This window comes from Actinomadura violacea (assembly GCF_017573465.1).
Taxonomy (GTDB): Bacteria; Actinomycetota; Actinomycetes; order Streptosporangiales; family Streptosporangiaceae; genus Spirillospora; species Spirillospora violacea.
In genome coordinates, this window is sequence record NZ_JAGEPF010000042.1 from 1 (window position 1) to 25,533 (window position 25,533).

Here is a 25,533-nt window from a genome sequence, read left to right on the forward strand (position 1 = left end):
CAGGGGGCGGGGTGGTCAGGGCACTTTGGGAACTCGTTCGGTTCTGCTGGTGGGGGTCGCGTGGGCGGGGTGGGGTCGGGGGGTGCTGTGGCTGGTCGGGTGCGGGGGGTGGGACGTGTAGGGCGTAGTCCACGGCGTCGTCGGGGGGCATCGCGCGACCCTCGCCCCAGAACTGGGCGACGAGGGGCTCGCCGAGGCGGCGGCGGATCGGTTCCAGCATGCGTTCGCGGCGGGCGCCGGCGCCCGGGTTGCGGCCGGTGGCCTCGCGGAGCGCGGACGCCGCGCCGGCGAGCGTCACGGCGCCGCGCGCGTCGCCTTCGACGGCCGTCAGTTCGGCGAAGGCCTCCAGGGCGCGGGCGATGTCCAGGCGGATGCCGGACGAGCGGCTCAGCGACAGGCTCTGCGCCAGCGCCTCCCGCGCGGACGCGGTGTCCCGCTGCTCCAATGCGACGCGGCCGATCCCGGCGAGCGCCCGTGCCATCTCCGGGCGCGCCCCGATCTCCTCCAGGATCGGCAGCACTTCGGCGTAGTGGGCGCGGGCGGCACCGGGGTCGCCGCGGAGCTCGGCCAGCCGGCCGAGGCCGATGATGGCGTGCGCAGCGCCCCACAACTGCCCGATCTCCCGCATGACGGTCGCGCCGGCGTCCAGGTGTTCGCGGGCCTCGCGGAGGCGTCCGCGGCGGATCAGCAGGTATCCGCGGGCTATCCGGGCGTAGGCGCGCACCCATTCGCGGCCGGGAGGGTCGGCGATCGCGTCGGCCTCGTCCAGCCGCTGCGCCGCGTCCTCGAACCGGCCCGCGCGGGCCAGCGACTCGGCCAGCGCGACCAGGGTGGACGCGGTGGTGAGCGGGTCCTCGGCGGCGCGGCACGGGCCGAGCGCCTCCTCGGCGTAGCGGGCGGCCTGGGCGAAGTCGCGGCCGCCGCCGGCCAGCTGCGCTCGGCCCGCCAGCGCCGCGCCGAGCGTGCGCGGGCCGACGCCGTGCGAGCGGGCCAGGAACCGGTCCGTCCAGTCGGCCCATTCGGCGACGCGCCCCCGGACGATCCAGAAGGTGCGCAGTGCGGTGCACAGCCGCAGGCCCTTGTCGATGTCACCGCGGTCCAGCGACCAGGTGAGCGCGGCCTGGACGTTGCCCAGTTCGGCGTCGTATCTGGGAAACAGCGCAACCCGGTCGGCCCATGCCCCGGGGACCTCCGCGACGGCGAGCCTTCCGTCGTGCTCGGCCGCCTCCAGCACCGTGTCGCGGTGCCGCATCCGGAATTCGGCGTCCTCGCCCGCCTCCGCAAGGCGTTCCGCGGCGTACTCCCGGATGCTGTCGAGCTGGTGGAACCGGACGTGCCCGGCCATCTCCCCGGTGACGGCCACCAGACTCTTGTCGACCAGCGCGGTCAGCAGGTCCAGGACCTCCTCGGCGGGGAGCGCGGCGTCCGCGCAGACGTGCTCGGCCTGCTCGAGGGTCCAGCCCGCGAACACCGACAGCCGGCGCAGCAGCGTCCGCTCCCGGTCGTCGAGCAGCTCGTGGCTCCAGTCGATCGCCGCGCGCAGCGTGCGCTGCCGGGGCGGCGCGGTCCGGTCGCCGGCGCTGAGCAGCCGGAACCGGTCGGCGAGGCGGCCGGCGATCTGCTCGACCGACAGCACCCGGACGCGGGCCGCCGCCAGTTCCAGGGCCAGCGGCATCCCGTCCAGCGCGCGGGTGACCTCCTCGACGCCGCCGGTGACGTCGAAGCCGGGGCGGGCCGCGCGGGCCCGGTCGGCGAACAGCCGCACCGCCTCGTGCGGCTCCAGCGGCGGGACCCGCCAGATGTTCTCGCCCGCCATCCGCAGCGGCTCGCGGCTGGTCGCGAGCACCCGCATCCGGGGGCAGCGGGCCAGCAGCAGGCCGGTCAGCTCCGCGCACTCCTCGATGACGTGCTCGCAGTTGTCCAGGACGATCAGCACCGACGGCCCGCGCAGCGCGTCGGCGAGGGTGTCGGCCGTCCGGCGGCCCTCCTCCTCCGCTACGTCCAGCACCGCGGCGACGCGCCGCGCGACGGGTTCCGGGGTGCCGTCGGGGCGGACGCCGGCCAGTTCCACGAACCACACGCCGTCGGGGTGCGCGTCGAGCATCGTCCGCGCGACGTGCAGGGCCAGCCGGGTCTTGCCGATGCCGCCCGCGCCGCACAGCGTGACCGCCCGCATTCCCTCCAGGAGGCGGCGCAGGTCGGCGACGTCGCGTTCGCGGCCGACGAAGGCGTTGGGTTCGGCGGGGAGGTTCGTCCTCATGGGTGAGCTCGGCTCGGTCATGCCCCTCCTGCCGTGTCCGAAGCGTCCGGCGCCTTGCGTTCCGTGCCCTGGTGCGGCGCGCGGCCCGCGAAGTCCGGATCGCTCTGTGAGTGTGTCATCGCTGTACGTGCTCCGTCTGCGCTTTCGGAGTCCCTGTTCTGCGGGCCTTCCCGCCGCCGATTCCACCTTGGGCGTCGCGGGGCCGTACCGTAGTGCGCCGTGTCCATCACCTCGGAGAACGCGGTCGCCAGCCTCGACGACGTGCTGGTCGGCGAGGCCGTGCTGGGCGTGTACCGGCAGATGTTCGCGGCCTTGGCCCGCGACAGCGGCGCCGTGGTGGACGACCCCGAGCTGGTCGACGTCGCCGAGACGCTGCTCGCCGCGTTCGCCGACGCGGGCGAGGACGGGCTGAGCCGCGAGCAGATGCGGTACGTGTGCCGCCGGTACCCGTCCGAGGTGTTCGACAACCGGCTGCGGGTGCTGAAGGGGCTCGGCGCCGTCCGCGAGGTGTTCCCCAAGCCGAACCAGCTGCGTTACCGGGCCTCGTTCACCAGCGTGGTCGGGCTGATGTTCGTGCGCCGGATGATGCTGGACGGCGGGCAGAGCGAGATGCACCGCCTCCTCGCGCTCGAGCAGCTCAACGTCGCCGACCCGCGGATGACGCCGGAGCAGGCGCGGGACGGCGCGGAGGGCCTGGCCCGCGCGTTCCGGCTGTGGAGCGTCGAACTCGTCACCCTCACCAACGGGACGATCGAGGAGCTGCGCGAGCAGGCCCCGAAGCTGTGGGGGACGGAGGAGATCCTGCTGCGCGCCGAGCGGCTGCACGGGGCGATCCTGCGGCGGTGGCCGCAGCTCGACCGCACCTGCACGGACCTGCGCGCCGCCATCTACGCCTACGGTGACGCGTCGCGCCGCGCGGCCGCGCGGCTGACGGACTCCGCGGGCACGACCCGCAACCTCACCCTCCTTCCGCCCGAGACGTGGCGCACCTTCGCGCGCACCGCCGGCCGCGAGGATCTCGCGGCCGTCCTGGACGGTTTCGTGTTCGACGCCGCCGCGCCCTGGCACGAGCCGTCCGCGGTGGTGACCGCCGTGGAGGACGGGCCGCGCGCGACCCCGCCGCGGCCGGCCCCGCCGCGGCCGTCCGTCCCCGACACGGGGCTGTCGTCGGAGACCGGGTCGGACGCGACGGTGATGGAGCGGCTGCGCGTCATGGCCGAGGAGGTGCTCCGCGGCCGCGACCGGGTGGCCGTGCAGGACGTCCTCGCGGAGGACTGGGTGACCGCGCGCCGCACTCTCGCCGACCTGTCGTCGGCGCACCTGCACCCCGAACTGCCCTACCGGCTCGTCTGGTCGGACGGGATGGACGTCCGCGCGGACGGCGCGCCCACCTGGGTGACGCCAGGATGGTTCGAGAGGACGTGACCGTGGACCCGCAGGTTCTCGCGCGGGCCCGCGCCCGCGTGCTCGGCGTTCCGTCGGTCGCGGCGGCCGATCCGGTTCCGGCGGGGACGGCCGCCGCGACCGACGGCGACAGGGTGTGGCTGCTGCCGGTCTGGCCGGACGGGGCCACGCCCGCGCTCCTCGATGAGTACCAGACCGCGCCGATGCCACTGGACCGCGCAGGTCAGGCGCGCCGCGTCCTCGCGGCGGCGCTCCGCTGCTGCTGGACCCGGCTGGACGACGCCCCGTGGCCGGGAACGAGGGCGACGGTCGCCGCCGTCCTGGACGTCTACGCGGGCATGTCCCGAGGGGACGCGGACCTCGCGCGCCGCTGGGCCACCGGCGAACTGCGCCGCCTGGCCGACACCGGGTGGCTGCTGCTGGACGAGAAGGCGGGCGGCGTCCGCCTGGGTCCGCGGGTCTCCCTCTGGGCCGAGCACACGCTGTCGTCCCTGCGAGCCCTTCTGCACCGGCTCCCCGAGCCGCCGCCCTCCGCGCCGGAGTCGCATACGCAGGATCCGCTCGACGCGTCCCCGGCCGTCCCGTCCCCTCGTCCCGCCGAACCAGCGGTTCCGGCTCAGCCCGGCCCGGCCCGCGCCGGCTCGTCCACGGACGACGTAGACGAATCGGCTCGGTCTGAGCCCGTTCTCTCGCGGCCGGCCGGGGGCGAGGCGGCCGCAGAGGTGTCTTCTGAGGCGGGTGACGACGAGTCGGAGCGGCCCGCGGCGGACGCGGATCGGGCCGGAGCCGGGGCTTCGGGGGTGGGGGAAGAACGTGCGGCATCCGCGCCTCCTGTGGTGTTCAGATCACCTTCCGTGATCGAGCCTGCCGCAGCCCCGCCCCCGGTGGCGGAAAGATCTTCATCTGTGGATAACTCACCGCGCGATGGGGGCGCAGCCGGTGAGTGAGCTGTTCGAGGGGCTGCTGCGGGGTTATGACGAGCGGCGGCGGGCGGAGCTCGTCGCGGCGTACATGGCGGTGGAGCATGCGGCGGCGCCGGTGCCGGAGGTGCGGTTCCCCGCGCTGCGGGAGCCGGCGCTGCGGCGGACCGTCGAGGGGATGCTGGCGCTGAGCGGCCGGACGCTGGTCCGGTCGGAGCAGACGTCGTGGATCTCGGGGTACCGCGACGACGTCGCGGCGGAGCTGGCGCAGGACGAGGAGTGCGTGCCGCTCCCGCAGGAGCGGGCGGTGCTGACGCTTGTGCTGATCCATTCGGTGGCGATCCCGCGGGCGGCGGGGCTGCTGGAGGACGACTCGTGGCTGTCGCCGTATCCGACGCCGGTGGAGGAGCTGAGGCGGCGGACGCAGTTGCCCGTCGGGGAGCTGGACGCGGCGCTGCGGCGGCTGCGGCTGGCGGGGCTGGTGGCGCAGGTGAAGGCGGCCGCCGACCCGGCCGACCCAGCGCAGGCGGGCGGGTTCGTGCCGGGGCCGCAGTTCCACCGGCTGACGCCGGGGGCGCGGCGGCGGCTGCAGGAGGAGCTGATCCTGGCCGCGGGCCCGGACTCGCCGCTGGCGGCGGCGATCCGGGCGCGGCGGCGGGGTCGGGAACGAGATCAGGGGGAGAGCGAATGACGGCCGTGCTGGAGCCGCTGGTGCCGGGGCCCGTCCGGGACGCGGAGAACCTCGTCGGCGACCGGACGCTGGTGGCGGTGCAGGCGGTGAACATCTCGCGGCTGTCGACGCATCCGGTGCCGACGGTGCCGGGGACGCTGATCGTGGTGGCGGGGCAGGGCCCGAAGGACTCCAACGGCGCGGGCAAATCGTCGTTCATCGCGGCGATCACGGCGCTGCTCGGCGACGAGCAGTGGCGGTTCGCGTCGGGTGCGCGGGCGGTGGCGGAGCTGCTGTTCAACGCGGAGCTGGCGGCGCAGGGCGACAGCCAGTGGGCGAGCGCCGACCACGGGTACATCATCGGCGTCTTCGACTACGCCGATGCCGGCGGTGAAGAAGAGGACGAGGACGCCGAGACCGCGCTGACCGTGTGGCTGCGGGTGAACGTGGACGCGCCGCATCTGGAGATCCGCTGGCAGGAGGGCGTGTACCTGGCGTCCGCGCCGTCGGAGGCGGGGCGGGTGGCGCTGGCGGACCGGCTGTGGGCGAGCCTGCCGCGCAGCGCGGGCCGCCGCGACCTGGTGGCGAAGGACCTGAGCCGCGTCCTGTACGGCGGGCAGGTGCGGTGCGTGTCGTTCCTGTCGACGTCGGTGCGGTCGAAGGTCGCGACGAACCTGCTGTCGCAGCCGCTGAACGAGATCGGCCCGGAGCGGATCTTCAGCGCGATCGCGGCGCTGACGGGGCTGGACCGGGAGCTGGAGGCCGAGCGCAAGTCGCGGGCCGAGGAGCATCGCGAGCGGGCGAAGGCGGCGGAGGCGGCGGACCGGCTGGCGGAGTGGGAGCGGGAGGCGGCGGCGCTGCTGAAGACGTTCGACCGGCGCGACCGGGCCCGCGAGGAGGTGGCGGCGGCGCTGCGCCACTGGCGGACGCGGCAGGCGCGGCTGCTCGGGGACGCGGCGGAGGCGGACGCGGCGCACGCCGCCGAGCAGGAGGCGCTGCGCGCCGAGGCGGTGGAGCTGGGCGCCGCGGCGAAGGCGGCGGAGCGGGAGATCGAGCAGCTCACCGGGGGTGCGCTGGACGCGCGGCTCGCCGAGGCGGGCGCGGCGCTCGCGGAGCTGAAGGGGCAGGCCGACAAGCTCGGCGCGGACAAGGCGGTCGCGCGCAACCGGCTGGACGAGCTGCGCCGGCAGGTGTCGGCGCTGGAGGAGCGGCGGCGGGAGGCCGACGGCCGGGACGGCGCCGCGGCAAGGGCGGAGCTGGCCGAGGCGGAGGCGCGCCGCGACGAGGCGCAGCAGGAGTTCGGGATGGCGCGCGGCGCGGTCGCGCGGGCGGAGCGCTCCCTGGCGGAGGCGGAGGCGGGCGAGAGCAGCGCGCCCGCACAGATCAGGGCGCTGGCGGGGGCGGAAGTCGCGGCGGTCGGGCTGCTGGACGCGGTGGAGCTGGCGGAGGACGTCCGGGACCGGTGGGAGGCCGCGCTGTGGCCGTACCGGGAGGCCGTGGTGGTCGGAACGTCCGATCTCGGGGCGGCGGCGGACGCGCTGAAGGGGCTGCCCGGTTCGATGATCGTCCCGGCGGACGGGGAGCTGAACCCGGGCGGCGAGCCGGTGGCCGGCCATCCCGAGGGCGTGCGCTGCGCGCTGCCGCTGGCGCGTTTCTTCGGTTCTTTCGACGGCGACGAGCGCGGAGTCGTCATCGTCGGCGGATTCCCGGAACCGGTGACGGGACGGGTGGCGCGCGTACAGGCGGCGCACGCCGCGCTAGAGGCGGCGAAGGATGCGCTAGAGCGTGCGCGGCAGGCCACGTCCGACGCGGCCGCCGATGTGGCGCGGGCAGGGCGGCGCCTTGCGGGCGCGCAGGCGGCGGACGAGCTGGACGCCGTGCACGAGCGGATGGCGGAGCTTCGCGCGCAGCTGGAGGAGCTGGCGAGCAGCGAGTCGAAGCTGGGTCCGCGGCTGGGGTCGGCGGAGCAGGCCGTCCGGCGGCTCCAGGCGAAGGCCGACACGCGCGCGCTGGAGGTGGACCGGCTGCGCGGCCGCAAGGAGGCGCGCGACCAGGAGCGCGACCAGGTGCGGCGCAAGGCGTCGGAGCTGGCGGACAAGCGCGCGGCGCTCGGCCTGGAGGAGCTGGAGAAGGGGTGGGGCGGGTCCCGGGAGGGCGCCGCCGAGTGGCTGTCCGGCCTCGACGACGACGAGGCGACGTGGACGCCGGCGGAGTGGTGGCACACGGCGGAGAAGCACCTGTCGGAGGCGCTGCGGCGCGTGTTCCCGGACGGGCCGTCCGATGAGGACATGCCGGAGGAGACGCGGTTCCTGCTGCGGGAGCGCGCCGAGGGCGAGGGCCGCCGCACCGACCGGGAGCAGGCGACGTTCCTGCGCCTGGCGAAGTCGCTGGAGGGCTATCTGCGCCGCCAGGAGGACTACGAGAAGCACCAGCGCCGGCAGATCGAGGTGCAGCTGTCGGGGCGGCACGCCGATCTGGAGAAGGCGCGCAAGGGCGCGACGGAGGCGGCGGGTGCCGCGGAGGCGCACCGGACCGCGCTGACGGCGGCGATCCGGGCGCGGCTCCAGCGGGTGTCGGAGGAGTTCGAGAAGCTGGACGTGACGTACGGCGGGTACGGCGCGACGCTGGAGTTCCCGACGCCGGAGCAGCCGGGCGATCCGGAGCAGGAGTGGCGCTGGCGGGTGACGCCGAAGTGGCGGCGTTCGGACGGGCAGCGGTACGTCCCCTACAACCGGCGTGCGAACACGGCGCTGATGGACGAGAAGGCGGTCAAGCTGGTGTGCGCGGCGGCGCTGGCCAGTTCCGGCGGCGGGCGGCTGTGCCTGGTGCTGGACGAGCTGGGCCGCAACCTCGGCAAGGAGCACCGCAAGGAGGCCGTCGCGCTGTTCCGCAAGATCGGTGAGACGCACGGCATCACGGTGATCGGCGCGCTGCAGGACGACATGGAGCCCTATGCGATCGACGCGTGCGGGCAGTACGTGAAGCTGCGCCGGTCGTCGGACACGATGCCGTACAACGAGCCGCCGGTCGTCGTCGGCTACGACGAGCATGAGCCGCGCGTCCGCAAGCTGGCGGAGGCGATGAGCCGGTCGAGGCCCGCGCAAGCGGGGTAAATCATGTGAAGGCGGGCGGCGGATCCGGCAGGATGCCCGGCATGCGCGCTGACGAGTTGCTGGCCGAGGTCGAACCGCTGCCGTTCGGGGAGCGCTGCCGCCGGCTGGCGGACCTGCGCCGCGACGCGGGCACGCCGGAGCTCGCGGAGCTGCTCGGCGAGCTGGCGGACGGCGGCCACTACGAGCGGTCGCTGGCGCTGTTCGTCGCGTCGGCCGTGCGGGACGAGGCGTCGCTCGCGCACATCGCCCGGGCCATGGGCGACGCCGACGCGGAGCTGGCGTGCTCGGCGATCCGGCTGGCCGTGCGGTACGCGGAGGACCCGGAGCCGTTCCGCACCGTCCTCACCGACGCGCCCGCCGCGATCAGGGCGGCGGTGTACGACGCGGTCCGCAGGTGGCGGCGCACGGACCTGGCGGACGCGATCGTGGGTCCGGTCGCCGACCGCTGGGGCGCCGAGGAGGCCGCCGCATTGCTGCCCGCCTGCAGCACCGGCGTCGCGGCGGACCGGATCGAGGGGTTCGCGCGCACCGTCCCGAACTGGACGTCCCTCGGCCGCGCGCATCCCGGCGTCGTGCTGGACGAGCTGGAGCGGCGGCTCGCGGAGGCGTCCGACCGGCTGCGCGTCGGCTTGTGGGCCCGGTACGGGCCCGGCGTGGCCGCGGCCGTGGACCACGACCCGGGGCGGGTCGTCGGGCTGCTGGAGCGGTACCGGTCCGACCGGGAGCTGCCGATCGCGCTGGAGCCGAAGACCGGCGTGCTGCTGGACGCCGAGCCGGCCGGGATGATCCGACTGCTGACCTCTGAGCCTTACGAACGCTCGCTGGGGCGGGTGCTGCAGCGCAGGTCCGTCCGGGACCGGCTGGCGGCCCTCGACGAGGGCGACGTTGCGCGGGTCGCGCACGCCGTCCGTGAGAACGGCCATACGCTCCGACTGCTGCTGAAGGCGTTCCCACCGTCCCGCCGCGCGCGCGTGTTCGACGTGGCTATGGCGGGAGTGGACCTGTCGACCGCCGAACTCGACGAGTCGCTTCTCGACGTTCTCCCGCGCGCGCTTCGGGTCACGGAGGCGCGCCGTATGCTGCGGCTGCGCCGGGTCGCCGAGACCCCGGCGCGGTACTGGGGCGTCACCGCGTTCCTGCCGTACGAGGAGGCGCTGCCGGTCCTGGAGGCGTTGACCCGCCGTCCCGACGCCGACGAACGCGCGACCGGATACGCGCTGCTCATCGCGTGCGCGGGCCGCAGCCGCGAGCCGGACACGCTCACCGCGATGCTGGAGTCGCTCGTCCGGCTGCGCAACGAGCAGGATCCCGTCCGGTACGCGGCGCTGGACGCGTTCGCGAAGGTCCCGGAGGGCCTGCTGCGCGGCGAGCACGCGGCGGCGGTGGAGCGGTTCGCCGACGACGCGCTCGCCGCCCGCGACTGCTCCCTCATGACCCGGCAGGCGCTCGGGCGGATCGCCGCCGCGTTCTGCCGGCAGGGCGCGATCCGCGACGACGCCGAGCTGGTCGTGTTCGGCCTGGACCTGGTCGAGCGGCTCGTCGGCCAGGCCGGCGCGGTCTTCCTCGGCCGCCTCGACCACGTGCTGCGGCACGGCCAGGAGTTCCGGCTCGCCGGCACGCTCGCGCCGCACCTCGACGCGGCCGCGCGCCGCGACGACCACCGGCTCGCGCTCCTGCTCGTGCGGGCGCTGGGCCGCCGCGCGCACCACGTCCCGCGGCTCCAGGACGCGCTGGAGGCGGCCCTCGACGCGCGCGGCGACGGCGTCCTCAAGGAGGCGATCCGGCTGTGGCTCGCTCCCCCGCGCACGCGCGCGGAACGCGTCGGACGGGTCGTCGCGAAGGACGCGTCGGCCATCGCGGTCCCGGCCGTCCTCGCCGCGATCGCCCGCGAGCGCACCGACCTGCTGCACCTCGTCCTCGGCGGGCCGACGCCGGCCGGACGGTTCCAGCGCGCGGACGTCGCCTACGTCCCGCACATGGCCACGGCGTGGATGCGGCGGTGGACGGGCCGGCAGCGCGCGGCCTACCTCGACCTGCTCGCGCGCGTGGCCGGCGGCGAGGACCAGCCGGACGACGCGCGGGCGAGCGCGATCCGGGACATCGGCAGGGTCCCCGGCGTGGACGCGGCGCGGCTGCGCCCCTACCTCGACTCCGGCGACGACCGCGTCCGCCGCACCGCGCTGACGGCGGCGTCGTGGACGGCGTCGCCGCAGGCCGTCCTGCCGGATCTGCTCGCGCACACCGCCACGGACCACGCGCACGTCGCCATGTACGCGATGACCCGCGCGGCCCGTTTCGTCCGCCCGTCGGAGCTGGCGGCGATCCTCGGCCCGGCGCTCCGCGAAGGCAAGATCACCGCGCGCAAGGAGGCGCTGCGGATCCTGCTGCACAACCGGGTGCCGGGCGCCCTGGACCTGGTCGCGGCGGCGTGGGACGACCCGGGCCAGCACCGGGACGTCCGCGTCGCGATCGCCTCGGCGGTCCGCCCGTACCTGGCGGAGCCGGTCGCGCGGCGCATCCTGGGCGAGGCGGCGGAGGGCCCGCGCGACCTGGCGCGGCAGGTGCTCGGCACGCCGCCGGTGTCGGTCGACGAGCGGTTCCGCGAGTTCTACGCCTCGCTGGTGCTGCGGGTGGCGGGCTCCGCCGACGTCGAGGCGCGCAATGCCGCGTTGCCGTACGTGCCGCTGTGGGCGCAGTGGGCGCCGGACGCCCCGGCGCTGCTGGCCGCCCTCGCCACCGATCTCGGCGCGACCCGGGGCTGGCGTCCGGCCATGGACGCGCTGGTCGGCTGCGTCGTGGCGGGTTACGGCGCCGCGGAGCTCGGCGAAGCCGCGGCCGGCCTGGCCGCCGCCCCGGACGAGCCGAGCGCCGGTACCGAACGGGATCTGCCCGCGTTCCAGCGGCTGTCGGCGCTGGTCGACGCGGTGCGCGCCGCCGCGCAGCGCAACCGCGGCACGGCGCAGCGCGCCATCGCCGCGCTGGACGGCCGCCTCCCGGCCGGCCTCGCCTGCGAGCTGGCCGCCGCGACGCTCCGCTGGGCCGGGCCCGATGTGGGCGGTGCCCTCGACGCGCTGGCGGACAGGTGCGGCGGCGGGGCCCTCGCGACCCGGCAGGTCGCCGAAGCGCTCGTGCCCTGGGCGGACGACACGTGGGCCGAGTACCGGGAGTACATCAGGGTGCCCGCAGGGACGCCTGACCCCGGAGCGGCCCTCCCCCATGCCGAACGGCTGGCCGGACGCGGCGACCTCGCGGGCGGCCTGTTCGCCGCCGCGCTCACCGGCGGCCACGCCCCCCGCGCGGGCTGGCCCGCCCCTTGGCGCTCCCTCCTGCGGACGCTGCGCACCCACCCGGACCCGGACGTGGCGTACACCGCGAAGGGCATCCTCACCGCGCTGGAGTGACCGGCCCTCCGGTGGTCCATCGCGTCGCATTCGTGGATGATCGGGACGAACCGAGAGGTGGCCGATGGCGCAGTGGCGGGTCCCGGAGTTCGACGAGGTGCGCGAGCTGGGGAGCGGCGCGCAGGGCCGCGTCGTGCTGGCGCGGCACGCGGTCCACGGCGCACCGGTCGCGATCAAGTACCTCACGGCGGACGCCGACTCGCAGGCGCGCGCGCGGTTCCGGGACGAGGCGCGGATGCTCGGCCGCGTCGACGACCCCCACGTCGCCCGGCTGTACCGGCTCGTCGAGCACGGCGACGACCTCGCCATCGTGATGGAGGCGGTGGACGGCGTCCCGTTCAAGGAGATCCTGCACAGGTACGGGGCGCTCGAACCGGAGGCGGCGCTCACCGTGCTGAAGGGGTCGCTGCTCGGGCTCGCCGCCGCGCACGCCGCCGGGGTCGTCCACCGCGACTACAAGCCCGCGAACGTCATCGTCCCGGCCGACGGCCGCAGCAGGCTCATCGACTTCGGCATCGCCGTCGTGGCGGGCGAGTCGTCCGCCGCCGGAACGCCCCTCTACATGGCGCCGGAGCAGTGGCGCGGGGAGCCCGCCACGCCCGCGACCGACGTGTACGCGGCGACGTGCGTGTTCTATGAGGCCCTCACCGGCCGCCGCCCGTACGGGAACGGGGACCGCGCGTCGATCAGGGCGGGGCACCTCGACGGCGACGTGCCCGCCGCGCACGTCCCGGAGCCGCTGCGGCCGCTCGTCGCGCGCGGCATGGCCAAGGCCCCGGCGGACCGCCCGGCCAGTGCGTCGGCGTTCGTCGGCTACCTCGACGAGGTGGCGGGCGGCGCCTACGGGCCTGACTGGGAGTCGCGGGGCGTCCGGGTCCTGGCGGGCGCCGCCGTCGCGCTCGCCGCACTGTTCCCGCTGGCCGCCGCCGGTCTCGCCCCCGCCGGTGCCGCGGGCGCGGCGGCGGGCGCGGCGGGTGGAGCGGCGGGCGCGGCGGGGTCGGGCGGGGTGCTCGCCGCCGTCGGCACGAAGGCGGCGGTGGCCGTCGCCGCGACCGCCGTCGCGGGCACCGCCGTCGGCGGAGCCGCCGCCTACCGCGCCGCGGAGCCCGACCGCTCGTCCCGCCCCGTCACCGCCGCGACCACGGCCCGCCCGACGCCGTCCGGAGTGCCGCTGTCGATCGGCCGGCTGACACTCAGGGTGCCGGCAAGCTGGCGCTCCAGGCGGCTGGGCCTCGAGAAGCCGGAGGAGAACTACAACCTCACCCCACCTGGCGCCTGCCGGACTCCGAAAGCCGGACTGCGGGGAGACCCCCTCTGGAGGTACTGCCCCACGGTCCTCGCCATCACCACACCGTGGTCGAACGACGGGAGGACCGGCTGGCAGACCTTCCAGCGTGACCAGCCCTGGGCCCCCGAAACGGACGTGTCGCACATCTGCCCGCCCGACACCGACCTGTACTACGGCGGCGGCGACTTCACGCTCGTCCGCAAAGGGCTGCGGCCCATCGGCGGCCGGAACGCCGAGTACCGCGAATGGCGCCTGAGCTGCATCCGCCTGACCTCCGGCCCCGAGATGGTCGCGAAGACCGGCGTGTCGTTCGTCCAGCGGTGGTGGTACCTGCCGCAGTCGAAGGTCCTCATCGTCGACGAGTGGAACACCCCGAACCTGGACGAGATCCTCGCGAACGCGACCTGGACGTAGCGGCGCGACGATCGTGTCAGCGGCGGCCCGCGTGGCGGCGGACGACGCCGGCGGCGAGTTCGGCGCCCGCGAACGCGCCCGAGCGGACGCGTTCGCCGAACGTGCGGGCGACGATCCGGTCGGTCAGTGCGGGCAGGTGCCGGGCGAGGAAGAACTCGACGGCGCCGCGCCGGGTCGTCGTCACGTCGCGGCGGGGACGGCGAGACAGGGCGGCGTACAGCACCGCGTCCACCACGCCGTCCAGCGGCTCGTACTGGCTCACGCCCTCCAGGGAGAGCCCCGCGGCGGCGGTCGAGTCGTGGATCGGGCTCCGCACCGCGGACGGGTACACGCACGTCACGCCGACGTGGGTGCCGATCTCCAGGCGGAGCGCGTCCGCGTACGCGACGAGCGCCCGCTTGGACGCGCCATAGGCGGCGGCCAGGGGAAGCTGCATGACGGCCATACGGGACGACAGCATGACGACCCGTCCCCGCGACGCGACCAGGGTGTCCACGCACGCCGACGTGACCCGCCAGGCGCCGAGCAGGTTGACGTCGAGCTGGCGGCGCACCTCGTCGCCGGGCGGGAGCTCGGCCGGGGCGGGGCCGCCGATGCCGGCGTTGTTGATCAGCAGGTCGAGGCCGCCGAGCCGTTCGATCGCCGCGGCGACGGCGGCGGGGACGGCGTCGTCGTCGGTGAGGTCGCAGGCGAGGACGTCGATCGGGTCGTCCGGCCGGGGCGCCGCGTCGAGGCCGACGACGCGGGCGCCGAGGGCGGTCAGCCGGGCGCCGAACGCGCGGCCGAACGTGCCGGACGCGCCGGTGACGATGACCCGCAGGCCGCGCGGGTCGCGGCCGCCGGCCGGGCGGGATGTGCTCATGCGGGGGTCTCCTCGCGGTGCGTCGGGGTGAACGGCGGGGCGGCGCCCCGCGCGAGCCGGGCGCGGCCCGCCTTGGACTCGCGGGGCAGGTCCGCCACGTACTGGTCGAAGTCGACGCGCATCATCGGGCGGCGGTCGCCCCACCGCGCGGTGGCGGCGCGCAGGGCGCGGGCGACGGCGCGCCGCCGCTGCGCCGGGGACGGCAGCGCGTAGGCGCCGGAGAAGTAGGCCGCCGCCAGCTTGGCCTGGGCCTCCACGACCGGCAGCGCGGCGCCGGTGGACTGCATCAGGCCGGCGAACGCCAGGCTCGGGTCGTCCAGGTGGAAGACGCGCTTGAACAGCGGGAGCCGCTCGGGGTCGTCGCCGATCAGGTCGCGGGGCAGGAACGGGATGCCGACCCGGTAGCCGGTCGCCCACACGATGACGTCGACGGGGTCGGCGGCGCCGCCGATGAAGACGACGCCGTCCCCGTCGAGGCGGTCGATGCCGGGCCGCGCCTCGACCTCGCCGTGGGTGAGCCGGTGCAGGATGGTGTCGCTGATCGTCGGGTGGTTCTGGAACAGGCCGCCGGACGGCGCGGGCAGGCCGTAGTCCTGCGGGCGGCCGACGGCGAGGCGCAGCATCGTCTCGGCGACGCGCTGCCTGGTCCGCCACGGCAGCGCGGCGAGGGCGCCGCCGGTCGCGTCCGCCGGCCGTCCGAACAGGTATTTCGGGACGATGTGGACGCCGCGCCGCGCCGAGAGCAGCACCGGGCCCCGGGCGACGTGCGAGGCGTCCACGGCGATGTCCATGGCGGAGTTCCCCATGCCGACGACGAGGACGCGCCGGTCGCGGAACACCTCGGCGTCGCGGTAGGAGTGGGCGTGCATCTGGACGCCGGTGAAGTCGCCGGGCGGGGCCGGGTCGGGCCATCGCGGGTCCCGGTTGTGCCCGTTGGCGACCACGACGGCGTCGTACCGTTCGGTGTCGCCGGACTCGGTGGTGACCGTCCAGGGGCCGCCGGTCCCGTCGCGCCGGACGGACGCGACGGGGCTGTTGAAGCGGATGTGCGGCAGGACGCCGAAACGCTCCGCGTAGTCGGCCAGGTAGGCGCCGACCATGTCGGCGGACGGATAGTCGGGCCAGTGCCGGGGCATCGGGAAGTCGGCGAACTCGGTGCGCCCCTTGCTGGTGTTGAGGTGCAGGGACGCGTAGGCGGGCGACAGGTCGCCGCGCGCCCACAGCCCGCCGGGCCGGTCGCCCCGCTCGTAGAGGACGGCCTCCACGCCCGCGTCGCGCAGGGCCTTGCCGGCGGCGAGGCCGGCCGGCCCGGCGCCGATCACGGCGACACGACGGGCAGCGGACATGAGAGCACTCCCAAGAGTCTTGTGGTGGTCTCCAACCCTAGGGAGCGAGGCAGCCCGAGAACATGGGCTACGACACCCGGTTGGCGGCCATGCTTGTGGAGCACCACAATCAGGCTCATGAACCAGAGCGAGGCCGACTGGACGCCGGTGATCGACCTCATCGAGCGGATCTCCGGCGAGGAGGACCTGCTGCCGTCCGTGGTCGCGGGCGTCACGTCCGTCGTGCGGGACGTGTCCGTGCTGCCGCCCGCCGACATCGCCGGGCACACCCGCGCGCTGCTCGCCGCCGCGACCCGCGCGATCGCGGCGCGGCGCGGGCCGACCGAGGGGGAGCTGGCGTTCGTCGCGGAACTGGGCGTCGCGCGCGCCCGGCAGGGCGTGCCGGTCGAGGCGGTGCTGACCGCGGTCCACGTCGCCGAGCGCGCGATCTGGTCGCGGGCCCGGGAGATCGCCGCCGCCGAGGGCATCGCGGACGGGCTGCTGCTGGACGCGCGGGAGCTGTACGACGACTGGGCGGAGGCGGTCCGGTCCCGGCTGATCAAGGCGCACCGGGAGGCGCAGCGCGAGGCGCGGGCCGCCGGCGGGCGGGGACCGGACGAGCGGGACGCGGCGCTGCTGCGGCGGCTGCTCGACGGCGGCTCGGCCGCCGCGCTCGTCGCCGCCGAGGCCGGCCTGCCGTCCGGCGGAGCGCTGTGGGTGCTGGCCGCGCGCCCGCCCGGCGGCGCGGACAGGGCGCCGATCGTCCGGCCGCCGGCACTGTCCGCGGTGCTGGACGGCCTGCTGTTCGCGGTGGCGGCCGGGCCACCGTTGGCGTCCGGCATCGAGGTGGCGGGCCTCGCCGGACCGGCCGACGCGGAGAACCTCGCCGCCGCGCGCCGCCTCGCCGTCTCCGCGCTCGGCGCCGCCGAGGCGACCGGCCGGACCGGCGTCGTGCACGTCGCCGACGTGGCCGTCCTGGTGGCGGCGGCGGACCGCACCGACCTCGCCTCGATCCTGCTCGACCGGCACCGGGCGGCCCGCGCCCTGCTCGGCGCGAACGCCGGGCCGGTCGCCCGCGCGGTGTGCGCCTGGCTGGAGACGGGACGCGACGTCACCGCCGCCGCCGGACGCCTGTTCGTGCACCCCAACACGGTGCGGAACAGGGTCCAGCGGTTCGGCGAGGCCACCGGCATCGACGCGGCCGACGCCTTCGGCGGCGTGAACGCGTGGTGGCTGTGCCGCGCCTGGCTCGACCCCGCCTGACGCGGCACGCCCCGTCGGCTAGGTGTCGGCGCCTTCGGCGAGTTCCTTCGCGGCCGCCTTCCCGGACGCCGCGGCGCCCAGCTCGTGGGCGAGCTCCTCCAGTTCCGCGCCGCCCGCCATGAGCGCGGTCAGCTCCTCGCGGGTGATCTCGGCCTTGGCGCGGTAGCCGATCGGGCGGCCGCGGTTGAGGATGAGGAAGCGGTCGCCGACCGGGTAGGCGTGGTGCGGGTTGTGGGTGATGAAGATGACCGCGAGGCCGCGTTCGCGCGCCTGCACGATGTAGCGCAGGACGGTCCCGGCCTGCTTCACGCCGAGCGCGGCCGTCGGCTCGTCCAGGACGAGGGCCTTCGCGCCGAAGTACACGGCGCGGGCGATCGCCACGCACTGCCGCTCGCCGCCGGACAGGGTGCCGATGGGCTGGTCGACGTCGCGCAGGTCGATGCCCATCGCCGCCAGCTCGCGCTTGGCGGTACGGCGCATGAACCCGATGTCCATGCGGCCGAACCCCTTGCGCTTCTCCGAGCCGAGGAAGAAGTTCCGCCACACCGGCATCAGCGGGACGACGGCGAGGTCCTGGTAGACGGTCGCGATGCCGCGGTCGAGCGCGTCGCGCGGCGAGGAGAACGACACCGGCTCGCCCTGCACCGCGTAGGTGCCGAGGTCGTGCCGGTGCAGCCCGGCGACGATCTTGATGAGGGTGGACTTGCCGGCGCCGTTGTCGCCGAGCACGCAGGTCACCTCGCCGGCGGACGCCTCCAGGTCCACGTCACGCAGCGCGATGACGTTGCCGTAGTTCTTGCCGACTCCCTCCAGCCGGACGAGCGGCGCGTCCTTGGGGTCCGTCATGTCGACCGCTCCACTCTGCGCCGCACGATCAGGTTGACGACGGTGGCGATGAGCAGCATCGCGCCGAGGAAGAACCGGAACCAGTCGGGGTTCCACTCGGCGTAGACGATGCCCTTGTTCACCATGCCGAAGATGAACGCGCCGATCGCCGCGCCGATCGCCGACCCGTAGCCGCCGGTCAGCAGGCAGCCGCCGATGACCGCGCAGATGATGTAGTTGAACTCGTTGCCGACGCCCTCGCCCGACTGGACGGTCGCGAACGCGAACACCAGGTGCATCCCGGAGAACCAGCCGCAGAACGCCACGCCCATGAACAGGCCGATCTTCGTGCGGGCGACGGGGACGCCGACCGCGCGGGCGCTGCCCGCCGCGCCGCCCACCGCGAAGATCCAGTTTCCGGCGCGGGTGCGCAGCAGGATCCAGGTGGCGACGGCGACGAACAGCAGCCACCAGAACACGGTGATCTTGACGTTGACGCCGGCGATGTCGACGTCGGACGCGAACACCTTGCGCGCGCTCTCGAAGCCGTCCATGTCCCGCACGGAGTCGGACGCGACGTTCCCGGTGACCGCCTTCGTCACGCCGAGGTTCGCCCCGGCCAGCATGAAGAACGTCGCGAGCGTGACGATGAAGCTCGGCAGGCCCGTCCTGATGTAGAGCAGGCCGTTCAGCGCGCCGATCGCCAGCGTCACGACGAGCGAGATCGCGACGCCGACCCAGAGGTTCAGTGTGAGCTGGTAGGAGACCAGCGTCGCGATCAGCGCGGACGTCGTCACCATGACGCCGGCGGACAGGTCGAACTCGCCGCCGATCATCAGCAGCGACACCCCGACCGCCATGATCCCGAACGTGGAACTGGCGTACAGCACCGTCGAGAACGAGTCGGCCTGCAGGAACGCGTCGGCGACCAGCGAGAAGAACACGAACACCGCGACCGCGCCGAGCAGCGCGCCGAACTCGGGCCGGCGCAGCAGCCGCCGCAGCGGCGACTCGCGGCCCAGCCGCTCGTCCGGCACGGCCGCGGGCGGCCCGGCGACCGCCTGCGTCACCGCGTCCCCCGTGCGGCGAAGCCCTCCAGCGATGCCGCGTTGTCCTTGGTGACGATCGCCGGTCCGGTCAGCACGGGGCGCCCGCCGCCGAGCACGTTGCCGTTGGTCTTGTAGAGCCACAGCTCGTCCACGGCCTCGTAGCCCTGCAGGTAGGGCTGCTGGTCGACGGCGAACTGGATGTCACCGGACTTGATCGAGGCGATCAGGTCCTTGTTCAGGTCGAACGTGGCGACCTTGGCCTTGCTGCTCGTCTCCTTGACCGAGTCGACGGCGGTCGCGGCGAAGGGCGCGCCGAGGGTCAGGATCCCGTCGATGCTCTTGTCCGACTGCAGCTTCGCGGTGATCGACGACTTCACCTGCGGCATGTCGCTGCCCTGCACGTACAGGTTCTGCAGCTGCCCGGAGAAGGTCTTCTTCGCGCCGGCGCAGCGGCTCTCCAGACCGACGTTGCCCTGCTCGTGCACCACGCACAGCGCCTTCTTCACGCCGATCTTCGCCAGCTGCTCGCCGGCCGCCTCGCCCGCGATCGACTCGTCCTGGCCGAAGTGCGCGAGCGCGCCGAGCTTCGCCGAGTCCTCCGCGCCGGAGTTGATGGACACGACGGGGATCTTCGCGGCGGCGGCGCGGGCCAGCGCGTCCTTCATCGCGTCGGGCTTGGCGAGGGTGACGATGATGCCGTCGACCTTCTGGTCGATCGCGGTCTGGACGAGCTGCGCCTGCTTGCCGCCGTCGGGGTCGGCCGAGTACAGGAACTGCACGTTGTCCTTGGCGGCGGCGGCCTTGGCGCCCTTCTGGACGATGTCCCAGAAGGTGTCGCCGGGCGCCGAGTGGGTGACCATCGCGATCTTCAGCCGGGGGCCGCTCCCGCCGGTCGCCTTCTCCTCGCCCTTCTTGCCTCCGGAGCTGCTGCACGCACCGAGCGTCAGCATCCCCGCGACGGCCAGCGCCGCCAGGCTCTTGAACGACGTTCGCGCGAACACGCCTTTCATACGGAAGCTCTCCGTTTCTCCCCCGAGAAAGTGAGCCGGGACAGAGAGTCGATCACAGATGGCGGCGGCGCGACCAGACCTCTTTCTCGTAGCGGGCGCGCGCCTCGCGGGTGGAGTCGAGCGCGGACACCTCGGCGACGGGGACGTCCCACCACGCCTCGCTGTCCGGGGCGTCCGCGTACGGGTCGGTCTCGACGTGCACGACGGTGGTCCGGTCGCTCTCGCGGGCCCGGCGCAGCGCGTCGCGCAGCTCCGCGACGCTCGACGCGCGGAGCACGTCGGCGCCGAGGCTGGCGGCGTTGGCGGCGAGGTCGACGGGGAGCCGCTCGCCGTCGAGCCCCGTGCCGGTGCGGGCGCGGTAGCGGGTGCCGAACCGCTGCGCGCCGACCGACTCCGACAGGTTCCCGATCGAGGCGTAGCCGTGGTTCTGGACGAGGACGACGACGAGCTTGATCCCTTCGGCGACGGCCGTGGTGAGCTCCTGCGCCATCATCAGGTACGAGCCGTCGCCGACCATGACGAACACCTCGCGCGACGGGTCGGCCATCCGGACGCCGAGCCCGCCGGCGATCTCGTAGCCCATGCACGAGTAGCCGTACTCGACGTGGTAGCCCTTGGGGTCGCTCGCCCGCCACAGCTTGTGCAGATCCCCCGGCATCGACCCGGCGGCGCAGACGACGACGTCGCGCGGGCCGCTCATCTCGTTGACCGCGCCGATGACCTCCGACTGGGCGGGCAGGGGACGGTCCTGCGGCGCGTACGCCGCGTCCACTGCGGCGTTCCAGCGGGCCATGAGCGCGGTCGCCTCGTGCTTGTACGCGTTCGGTACGGCATAGCCGTCGAGTGCGGCGTTCAGGCCCCGGACGCCTTCGCGGGCGTCCGCCACGACCATGGTGCCCGCGAGCTTGGCCGCGTCGAACCGCGCCACGTTCACATTGACGAACCGTACGCGCGGGTTGGCGAACAGGCTGTGCGAGGCGGTGGTGAAGTCGCTGTAGCGGGTGCCTATGCCGAGGATGACGTCGGCTTCGCGCGCCAACGCGTTCGCGGCCGTCGTACCGGTCGCGCCTATGGCGCCTACAGAGCACGCGTGGTCCCAGGGCAGTGCGCCCTTGCCCGCCTGCGTCTCCGCCACGGGGATGCCGGTGCGTTCGGCGAACGCGCGCAGGTCGTCGGTGGCGCCTGAGTAGATGACGCCGCCGCCCGCGACGATGAGCGGACGCTCGGCCGCCTGGAGGATCGCGCATGCTTCATCCAGCGCGGCCGGTTCCGGGAGCGCGCGCGGGATGCGCCACACGCGCCGCGCGAACAGCTCCTCAGGCCAGTCGTACGCCTCCGCCTGAACGTCCTGCGGCAACGACAACGTCACCGCGCCCGTCTCCACAGGATCTGTGAGCACCCGCATCGCCGCCATCAACGCACTGGGCAGCTGCTCAGGCCGGTTGATGCGGTCCCAGTACTTCGACACCGGCTTGAAGCAGTCATTGACCGACGCGTCATACGACCGCGCGTCCTCCAACTCCTGCAACACCGGATTGGCCGGACGCGTCGCGAACACATCCCCCGGCAACAGCAGCACCGGCAACCGGTTGATCGTCGCCAGCGCCGCACCCGTCACCATGTTCGTCGCACCCGGCCCGATCGACGTGGTGCACGCCAACGTCGACAACCGGTCGCTCATCCGCGCGAACCCCGACGCCGCATGCACCATCGCCTGCTCGTTACGGGCCATGTAATACGGCAACTCCTCGCCGTACTCCAGCAGCGCCTGCCCGACCCCCGCCACGTTCCCGTGCCCGAAGATCCCGAAGCAGCCAGGGAAGAACCGCCGCTCCTCGCCGTCGCGCTCCGACCACTGCGCCGCCAGGAAGCGCACCAGCGCCTGCCCGACCGTCAACCTCATGACCGTCCCTTCGCCGAGGTGAGCGGCAGCCGCGGATCGACGGGCTGCTCAGGCCAAGTGTCGCGGACCCACGCGTGCGCGGGGTCGTCGCAGATCCGCCACGCGCGCTCCGGCGACGGCCCGGCCATCACGTTCAGGTAGTACAGGTCATGGCCGGGCACCGGCATCGACGGGCCGTGCCAGCCGTGCGGGATCAGCACGACGTCGCCGCCGCGCACCTCCGCCAGCACGTCGATCGGCCGCTCGGGCGTCCCGTAGACGCGCTGGTAGGCCATGCCGCCGTCGCCGGACACCTCGAAGTAGTAGATCTCCTCCAAGACCGCCTCGTCCGGGCCCTCCTCGTCGTGCTTGTGCGGCGGGAACGACGACCAGCAGCCGCCCGGCGTCAGCACCTCGCACGCGATCAGCTTCTCCGCGAACGGAAAGCCCTCGGGCGTGCCGAAGTTGTTGACCTGGCGGCTCGCCGTGCCGGCGCCGCGCAGCTCGACCGGGACGTCCTCGGCCCGCCCGTAGCGGGGTTCGAGGCGCGCGTGGCAGCGGGCTGCGGCCAGCGCGAACCGGCCCCGGCCGCGGACCGTCACCCGCGCGTCGCGCGGCACGTAGGCGAAGTCGCTGACGCGGCTGAAGACGTCGGCGCGGCCGTCCAGCTCGAACCGCTCGCCGTCGGACTCCACCGCGCACGACCCGGCGAGCGGCAGGACGATCACCTCGAAGTCGCCGGTGCCGAACGTGTGCTCGCCGCCGCCGGACAGGTCGAGCACGCGCAGCGCGGTGTGCGCCCAGCCGGCCGACTCCGGCGTCACGACCACCCCGTAGGGGGCCTCCGCGGTACTGCCCGCCGGCAGGTGATGCTTCATCCGACCGCCCTTTCCGCAAGCAGCGCTTCCACTTCGGCCTCGGTCGGCATCGCCGCGGAGCAGGCGATGCGGGACGCGACGATCGCCCCGGCCGCGCCCGCGAACGCGATGATCCGTTCGAGCTCCCATCCGGCGAGCAGGCCGTGGCAGACGGCGCCGCCGAACGCGTCGCCCGCGCCGAGGCCGTTCGCCACGTCCACCTTGACCGGCGGGACGCGCACCGTCCGCTCGCGCGTGGCGGCGAGTACGCCGTCCGGTCCCATCTTCACGATGGCGAGCCCGGGGCCGCGGTCGAGGATCGCGCGGGCGGCCGCCTCCGGCTCCCGCTCCCCCACCGCGACCTCGCACTCCTCCAGGTTGCCGACCGCGACCGTCGCCCGTTCCAGGGCCCGGCCCGCCCACTGCGGCGCCTCGGACGGGTCGTCCCACAGCATCGGCCGGTAGTCGAGGTCGATGACGGCATGGCCCGTGTGCGCGCCGAGCGCGAGGAGCGTCGCCGCGCGGCTGGGCTCCTGCGACAGGCCCGTCACCGTCGCCCACACGATGCGGGCCGACGCGATCGCGTCCAGGTCCAGCTCGTGCGGGTGTATCTCCAGGTCAGGGGCCTTGGGGTAGCGGTAGAAGTAGAGCGGGAAGTCGTCCGGGGGGAAGATCTCGCAGAACGCCAGCGGCGTCGGCAGGCCCGGGACGGACGTGACGAACCGGTCGTCCACCCCGTACTCCTTGAGCGCCTTGTGGACGTACCGGCCGAACGGGTCGTCCCCGGTGCGGGTGATCACGGCGGCGCCGCGCCCGTACCTGGCCGCCGCGACGGCGACGTTCGTGGGGCTGCCGCCGAGGTACTTCCCGAACGACTCCACGTCCTCCAGCGGCCTGCCCACCTGGTCCGGGTAGATGTCGACGCTCACCCGCCCCATCGTGATCAGGTCATGGCTCATCGGGCCGCCTTCGCGAGGAAGTCGAGGCTGCGCCGGACGTCGTCGTAGGGGCCCGCGCCCGCCACCGGCTCCTCGGCCAGGACGGCGTCCTGCTCCATCACGTACCAGCCCGCGTAGCCGGCGCCCTCCAGGGTCGCGATGATCCCGGAGACGTCGACGTCCCCCTCGCCGAGCGGCCGGTAGAGGCCGTCGCGCACCGCGTCGGAGTAGGCGGTCTCGCCGTCGAGCACCCGGGCGGCGAGCGCCGCGTCGACGTCCTTGAGGTGGACGTGCGCGATCCGCGCGGCGGCGAACCGGGTCAGCCACGCCGGGTCGGTGCCGCCGACGAGCAGGTGCCCGGTGTCCAGGCACAGCGGCACGCCGGAGCCGGACAGCACCCGCTCGACGTCCGCGCGGGTCTCCACGACCGTCCCGACGTGCGGGTGCAGCGCCGCCAGCCGGCCGCGCCGCGCCGCCCGCGCGGTGATCGCGTCGAGGTTGGACAGCAGCGTCGACCAGGCCCGGGTGTCGAGGGCCGGCCGCCCGTCGTAGCCGGCCAGGCCGGTCGCGGCGGCCAGCACGAGCACGCCGCCCATGCCGTCGAGCGCCCGCTCGACCTCCGGCATCGGATCGTGGTCCGGGTCGTGCAGGACGACCGGGACGAACGCCCCGACGAGCCCGAGCCCGTAGGACGACAGCAGCGCCTCCCGGTCGTCCCGCCCGGCCGGCAGGAACCCGTCCGGGCCGAGCTCGGTCGCGGCGAGGCCGAGGTCGCGCATCTCCGCCAGCACCCGCGCGGGCGCCATCTGGTGGCCCCAGCCGGGCACCTCGCACACGCCCCACGAGATCGGCGCGCCGGCGACCCTCATCGCCGCACCTCCTCGGCGCCGACGATGCGGCCCTCCCGCATGGACAGCTCGCACGCCTCGGCGAGGTAGAACGCCTCCAGGGCGTCCTCGGGCGGGCACGGGTTGGCGCGGCGCCCGGCGACGACGTCGACGAAGGCGCGCAGCTCGGCGTCGTAGGCGTCGGAGAAGCGTTCGAGGAACCCGGCGTAGGGATCCTTGTGCCCCTCGTCGTGCTCGGGCAGGGCGGTGACGGGCGTCCGGTCGTCCAGGCCCGCGACGATGCTGTCCTTGGACCCGAACAGCTCGAGCCGCGCGTCGTAGCCGGCGGCGTTGTAGCGGGTGGCCGACACCTGCGCGAGCGTCCCGTCGTCGAGGACGAGCATCGCCGACCCGGTGTCGACGTCGCCGCTCTCTCGGAAGAAGTCCTCGCCGCGGTTGGCGCCGGACGCCATCACCCGCACGACGTCGCGGCCGGTGACGAACCGGATCAGGTCGAGGTCGTGGATGACGCAGTCGCGGAACAGCCCGCCGGACGTCGGCACGTACTCGGCGGGCGGCGGCGCGGGGTCGAAGCTGCACGAGCGGACGGTGTGCAGCCACCCGAGCCGCCCGGACGCGAGCGCCTCGCGGGCCGCGGCGTTCCCGGCGTCGAAGCGGCGCTGGAACCCGACCTGCACCGGGACTCCCGCCTTCTTCGCGGACGCCACGATTTGGAACGTTCCATCAATATCGGACGCGAGAGGCTTCTCGCAGAACACGGGCAATCCGGCCGCGAGCGCCCGCTCCACCAGATCGGCGTGCGCGTCCGTCGCCGCGGCCACGACGAGACCGTCCAGCCCGGCGGAGAACAACTCCCCGACCTCCTCGACCGCCCGGACGTCCACGGACCCCGGAGCCGGCTCCCCTGCGGAAGAAGGACCCCCCACAAGCACCGCCCCACGCTCCGCCGGCGCTCCGCTCTGTACTCCGGTGGGGGGACGCCCCCCCACACCCCCGGCAGGAGCCGGCCTGACCGCCGCCTTCCGCTCCGCCGGCGCTCCGCTCCAGGCGTCGGTCAGGCGGGCCGCGAGAGCGCGGGCGCGGGCGGCGTCCGCGTCGGCGATGACCAGCGCCTCCACCTCGGGCAACTCGCACAGGGCCGCGGCGTGGCGCGCACCGATGCGCCCCGCGCCGGCCAGTCCGATCCTCATGGAACCCCTCCCCG

18 protein-coding genes are annotated in these 25,533 nt (G+C 74.7%); 7 read left to right on the top strand and 11 right to left on the bottom strand.

Annotated elements, in window-relative coordinates; translation table 11 throughout:
- Positions 1-2,260: ATP-binding protein (locus tag J4709_RS46795; protein WP_232385113.1), on the bottom strand; the 2,260-nt coding region annotated here is incomplete at its 3' end.
- A gap of 219 nt (positions 2,261-2,479) precedes the next feature.
- Here J4709_RS46795 and J4709_RS46800 point away from each other — a divergent pair.
- The 6 genes from J4709_RS46800 (at position 2,480) to J4709_RS55245 (ending at position 13,470) form a co-directional block, all read left to right on the top strand.
- Positions 2,480-3,685 (top strand): hypothetical protein, encoded by a 1,206-nt coding sequence (locus tag J4709_RS46800; RefSeq protein ID WP_307802106.1) that lies wholly within the window; start codon positions 2,480-2,482, stop codon positions 3,683-3,685.
- 2 nt (positions 3,686-3,687) lie between these two features.
- Positions 3,688-4,611: a hypothetical protein gene (locus J4709_RS54270; RefSeq protein WP_232385114.1), complete on the top strand. Its 924-nt coding sequence runs from the start codon at positions 3,688-3,690 to the stop codon at positions 4,609-4,611.
- Positions 4,604-5,275, top strand: coding sequence for a DprA-like winged helix domain-containing protein (locus tag J4709_RS46810; protein ID WP_208251963.1), 672 nt, complete (start codon positions 4,604-4,606; stop codon positions 5,273-5,275). Before J4709_RS54270 ends, J4709_RS46810 begins: the two co-directional genes overlap by 8 nt.
- Complete coding sequence (locus tag J4709_RS46815) at positions 5,272-8,367, top strand: coiled-coil domain-containing protein (protein WP_208251964.1); 3,096 nt, start codon at positions 5,272-5,274, stop codon at positions 8,365-8,367. The genes J4709_RS46810 and J4709_RS46815 overlap by 4 nt, the downstream gene beginning before the upstream one ends.
- Before the next feature lie 41 nt (positions 8,368-8,408).
- The gene (locus J4709_RS46820; RefSeq protein ID WP_208251965.1) at positions 8,409-11,768 is read left to right on the top strand and encodes a hypothetical protein; all 3,360 of its coding nucleotides are present in this window, start codon (positions 8,409-8,411) and stop codon (positions 11,766-11,768) included.
- 64 nt (positions 11,769-11,832) lie between these two features.
- Positions 11,833-13,470, top strand: a complete 1,638-nt coding sequence (locus J4709_RS55245) for a serine/threonine-protein kinase (protein ID WP_208251966.1) — start codon at positions 11,833-11,835, stop codon at positions 13,468-13,470.
- Positions 13,471-13,486: 16 nt separating this feature from the next.
- Here the strand turns inward: J4709_RS55245 and J4709_RS46830 are convergent, their stop codons facing one another.
- Positions 13,487-14,332, bottom strand: a complete 846-nt coding sequence (locus tag J4709_RS46830; RefSeq protein WP_208251967.1) for an SDR family NAD(P)-dependent oxidoreductase — start codon at positions 14,330-14,332, stop codon at positions 13,487-13,489.
- Positions 14,329-15,678: a flavin-containing monooxygenase gene (locus tag J4709_RS46835; protein WP_208251968.1), complete on the bottom strand. Its 1,350-nt coding sequence runs from the start codon at positions 15,676-15,678 to the stop codon at positions 14,329-14,331. Before J4709_RS46835 ends, J4709_RS46830 begins: the two co-directional genes overlap by 4 nt.
- A gap of 117 nt (positions 15,679-15,795) precedes the next feature.
- Between J4709_RS46835 and J4709_RS46840 the strand changes: the two genes are divergently transcribed.
- A complete protein-coding gene (locus J4709_RS46840) occupies positions 15,796-16,920 on the top strand; it encodes a PucR family transcriptional regulator (RefSeq protein WP_208251969.1) in 1,125 nt (374 codons plus the stop codon).
- Positions 16,921-16,938: 18 nt separating this feature from the next.
- Here the strand turns inward: J4709_RS46840 and J4709_RS46845 are convergent, their stop codons facing one another.
- Genes J4709_RS46845 through J4709_RS46880 form a run of 8 tightly spaced genes read right to left on the bottom strand, consistent with a single transcriptional unit; the run spans position 16,939 to position 25,519 of the window.
- Complete coding sequence (locus tag J4709_RS46845) at positions 16,939-17,766, bottom strand: ATP-binding cassette domain-containing protein (RefSeq protein WP_208251970.1); 828 nt, start codon at positions 17,764-17,766, stop codon at positions 16,939-16,941.
- The gene (locus J4709_RS46850; protein WP_208251971.1) at positions 17,763-18,815 is read right to left on the bottom strand and encodes an ABC transporter permease; all 1,053 of its coding nucleotides are present in this window, start codon (positions 18,813-18,815) and stop codon (positions 17,763-17,765) included. The genes J4709_RS46845 and J4709_RS46850 overlap by 4 nt, the downstream gene beginning before the upstream one ends.
- Positions 18,812-19,804 (bottom strand): sugar ABC transporter substrate-binding protein, encoded by a 993-nt coding sequence (locus J4709_RS46855; protein WP_208251972.1) that lies wholly within the window; start codon positions 19,802-19,804, stop codon positions 18,812-18,814. The genes J4709_RS46850 and J4709_RS46855 overlap by 4 nt, the downstream gene beginning before the upstream one ends.
- A gap of 52 nt (positions 19,805-19,856) precedes the next feature.
- Positions 19,857-21,707: a 3D-(3,5/4)-trihydroxycyclohexane-1,2-dione acylhydrolase (decyclizing) gene (iolD, locus tag J4709_RS46860; protein ID WP_208251973.1), complete on the bottom strand. Its 1,851-nt coding sequence runs from the start codon at positions 21,705-21,707 to the stop codon at positions 19,857-19,859.
- The gene (iolB, locus tag J4709_RS46865) at positions 21,704-22,564 is read right to left on the bottom strand and encodes a 5-deoxy-glucuronate isomerase (RefSeq protein ID WP_208251974.1); all 861 of its coding nucleotides are present in this window, start codon (positions 22,562-22,564) and stop codon (positions 21,704-21,706) included. The genes iolD and iolB overlap by 4 nt, the downstream gene beginning before the upstream one ends.
- Complete coding sequence (gene iolC / locus J4709_RS46870) at positions 22,561-23,502, bottom strand: 5-dehydro-2-deoxygluconokinase (protein WP_208251975.1); 942 nt, start codon at positions 23,500-23,502, stop codon at positions 22,561-22,563. Before iolC ends, iolB begins: the two co-directional genes overlap by 4 nt.
- A complete protein-coding gene (locus J4709_RS46875; protein WP_208251976.1) occupies positions 23,499-24,350 on the bottom strand; it encodes a TIM barrel protein in 852 nt (283 codons plus the stop codon). Before J4709_RS46875 ends, iolC begins: the two co-directional genes overlap by 4 nt.
- A complete protein-coding gene (locus tag J4709_RS46880) occupies positions 24,347-25,519 on the bottom strand; it encodes a Gfo/Idh/MocA family protein (RefSeq protein ID WP_232385115.1) in 1,173 nt (390 codons plus the stop codon). Before J4709_RS46880 ends, J4709_RS46875 begins: the two co-directional genes overlap by 4 nt.
- Positions 25,520-25,533 lie beyond the last annotated feature (14 nt).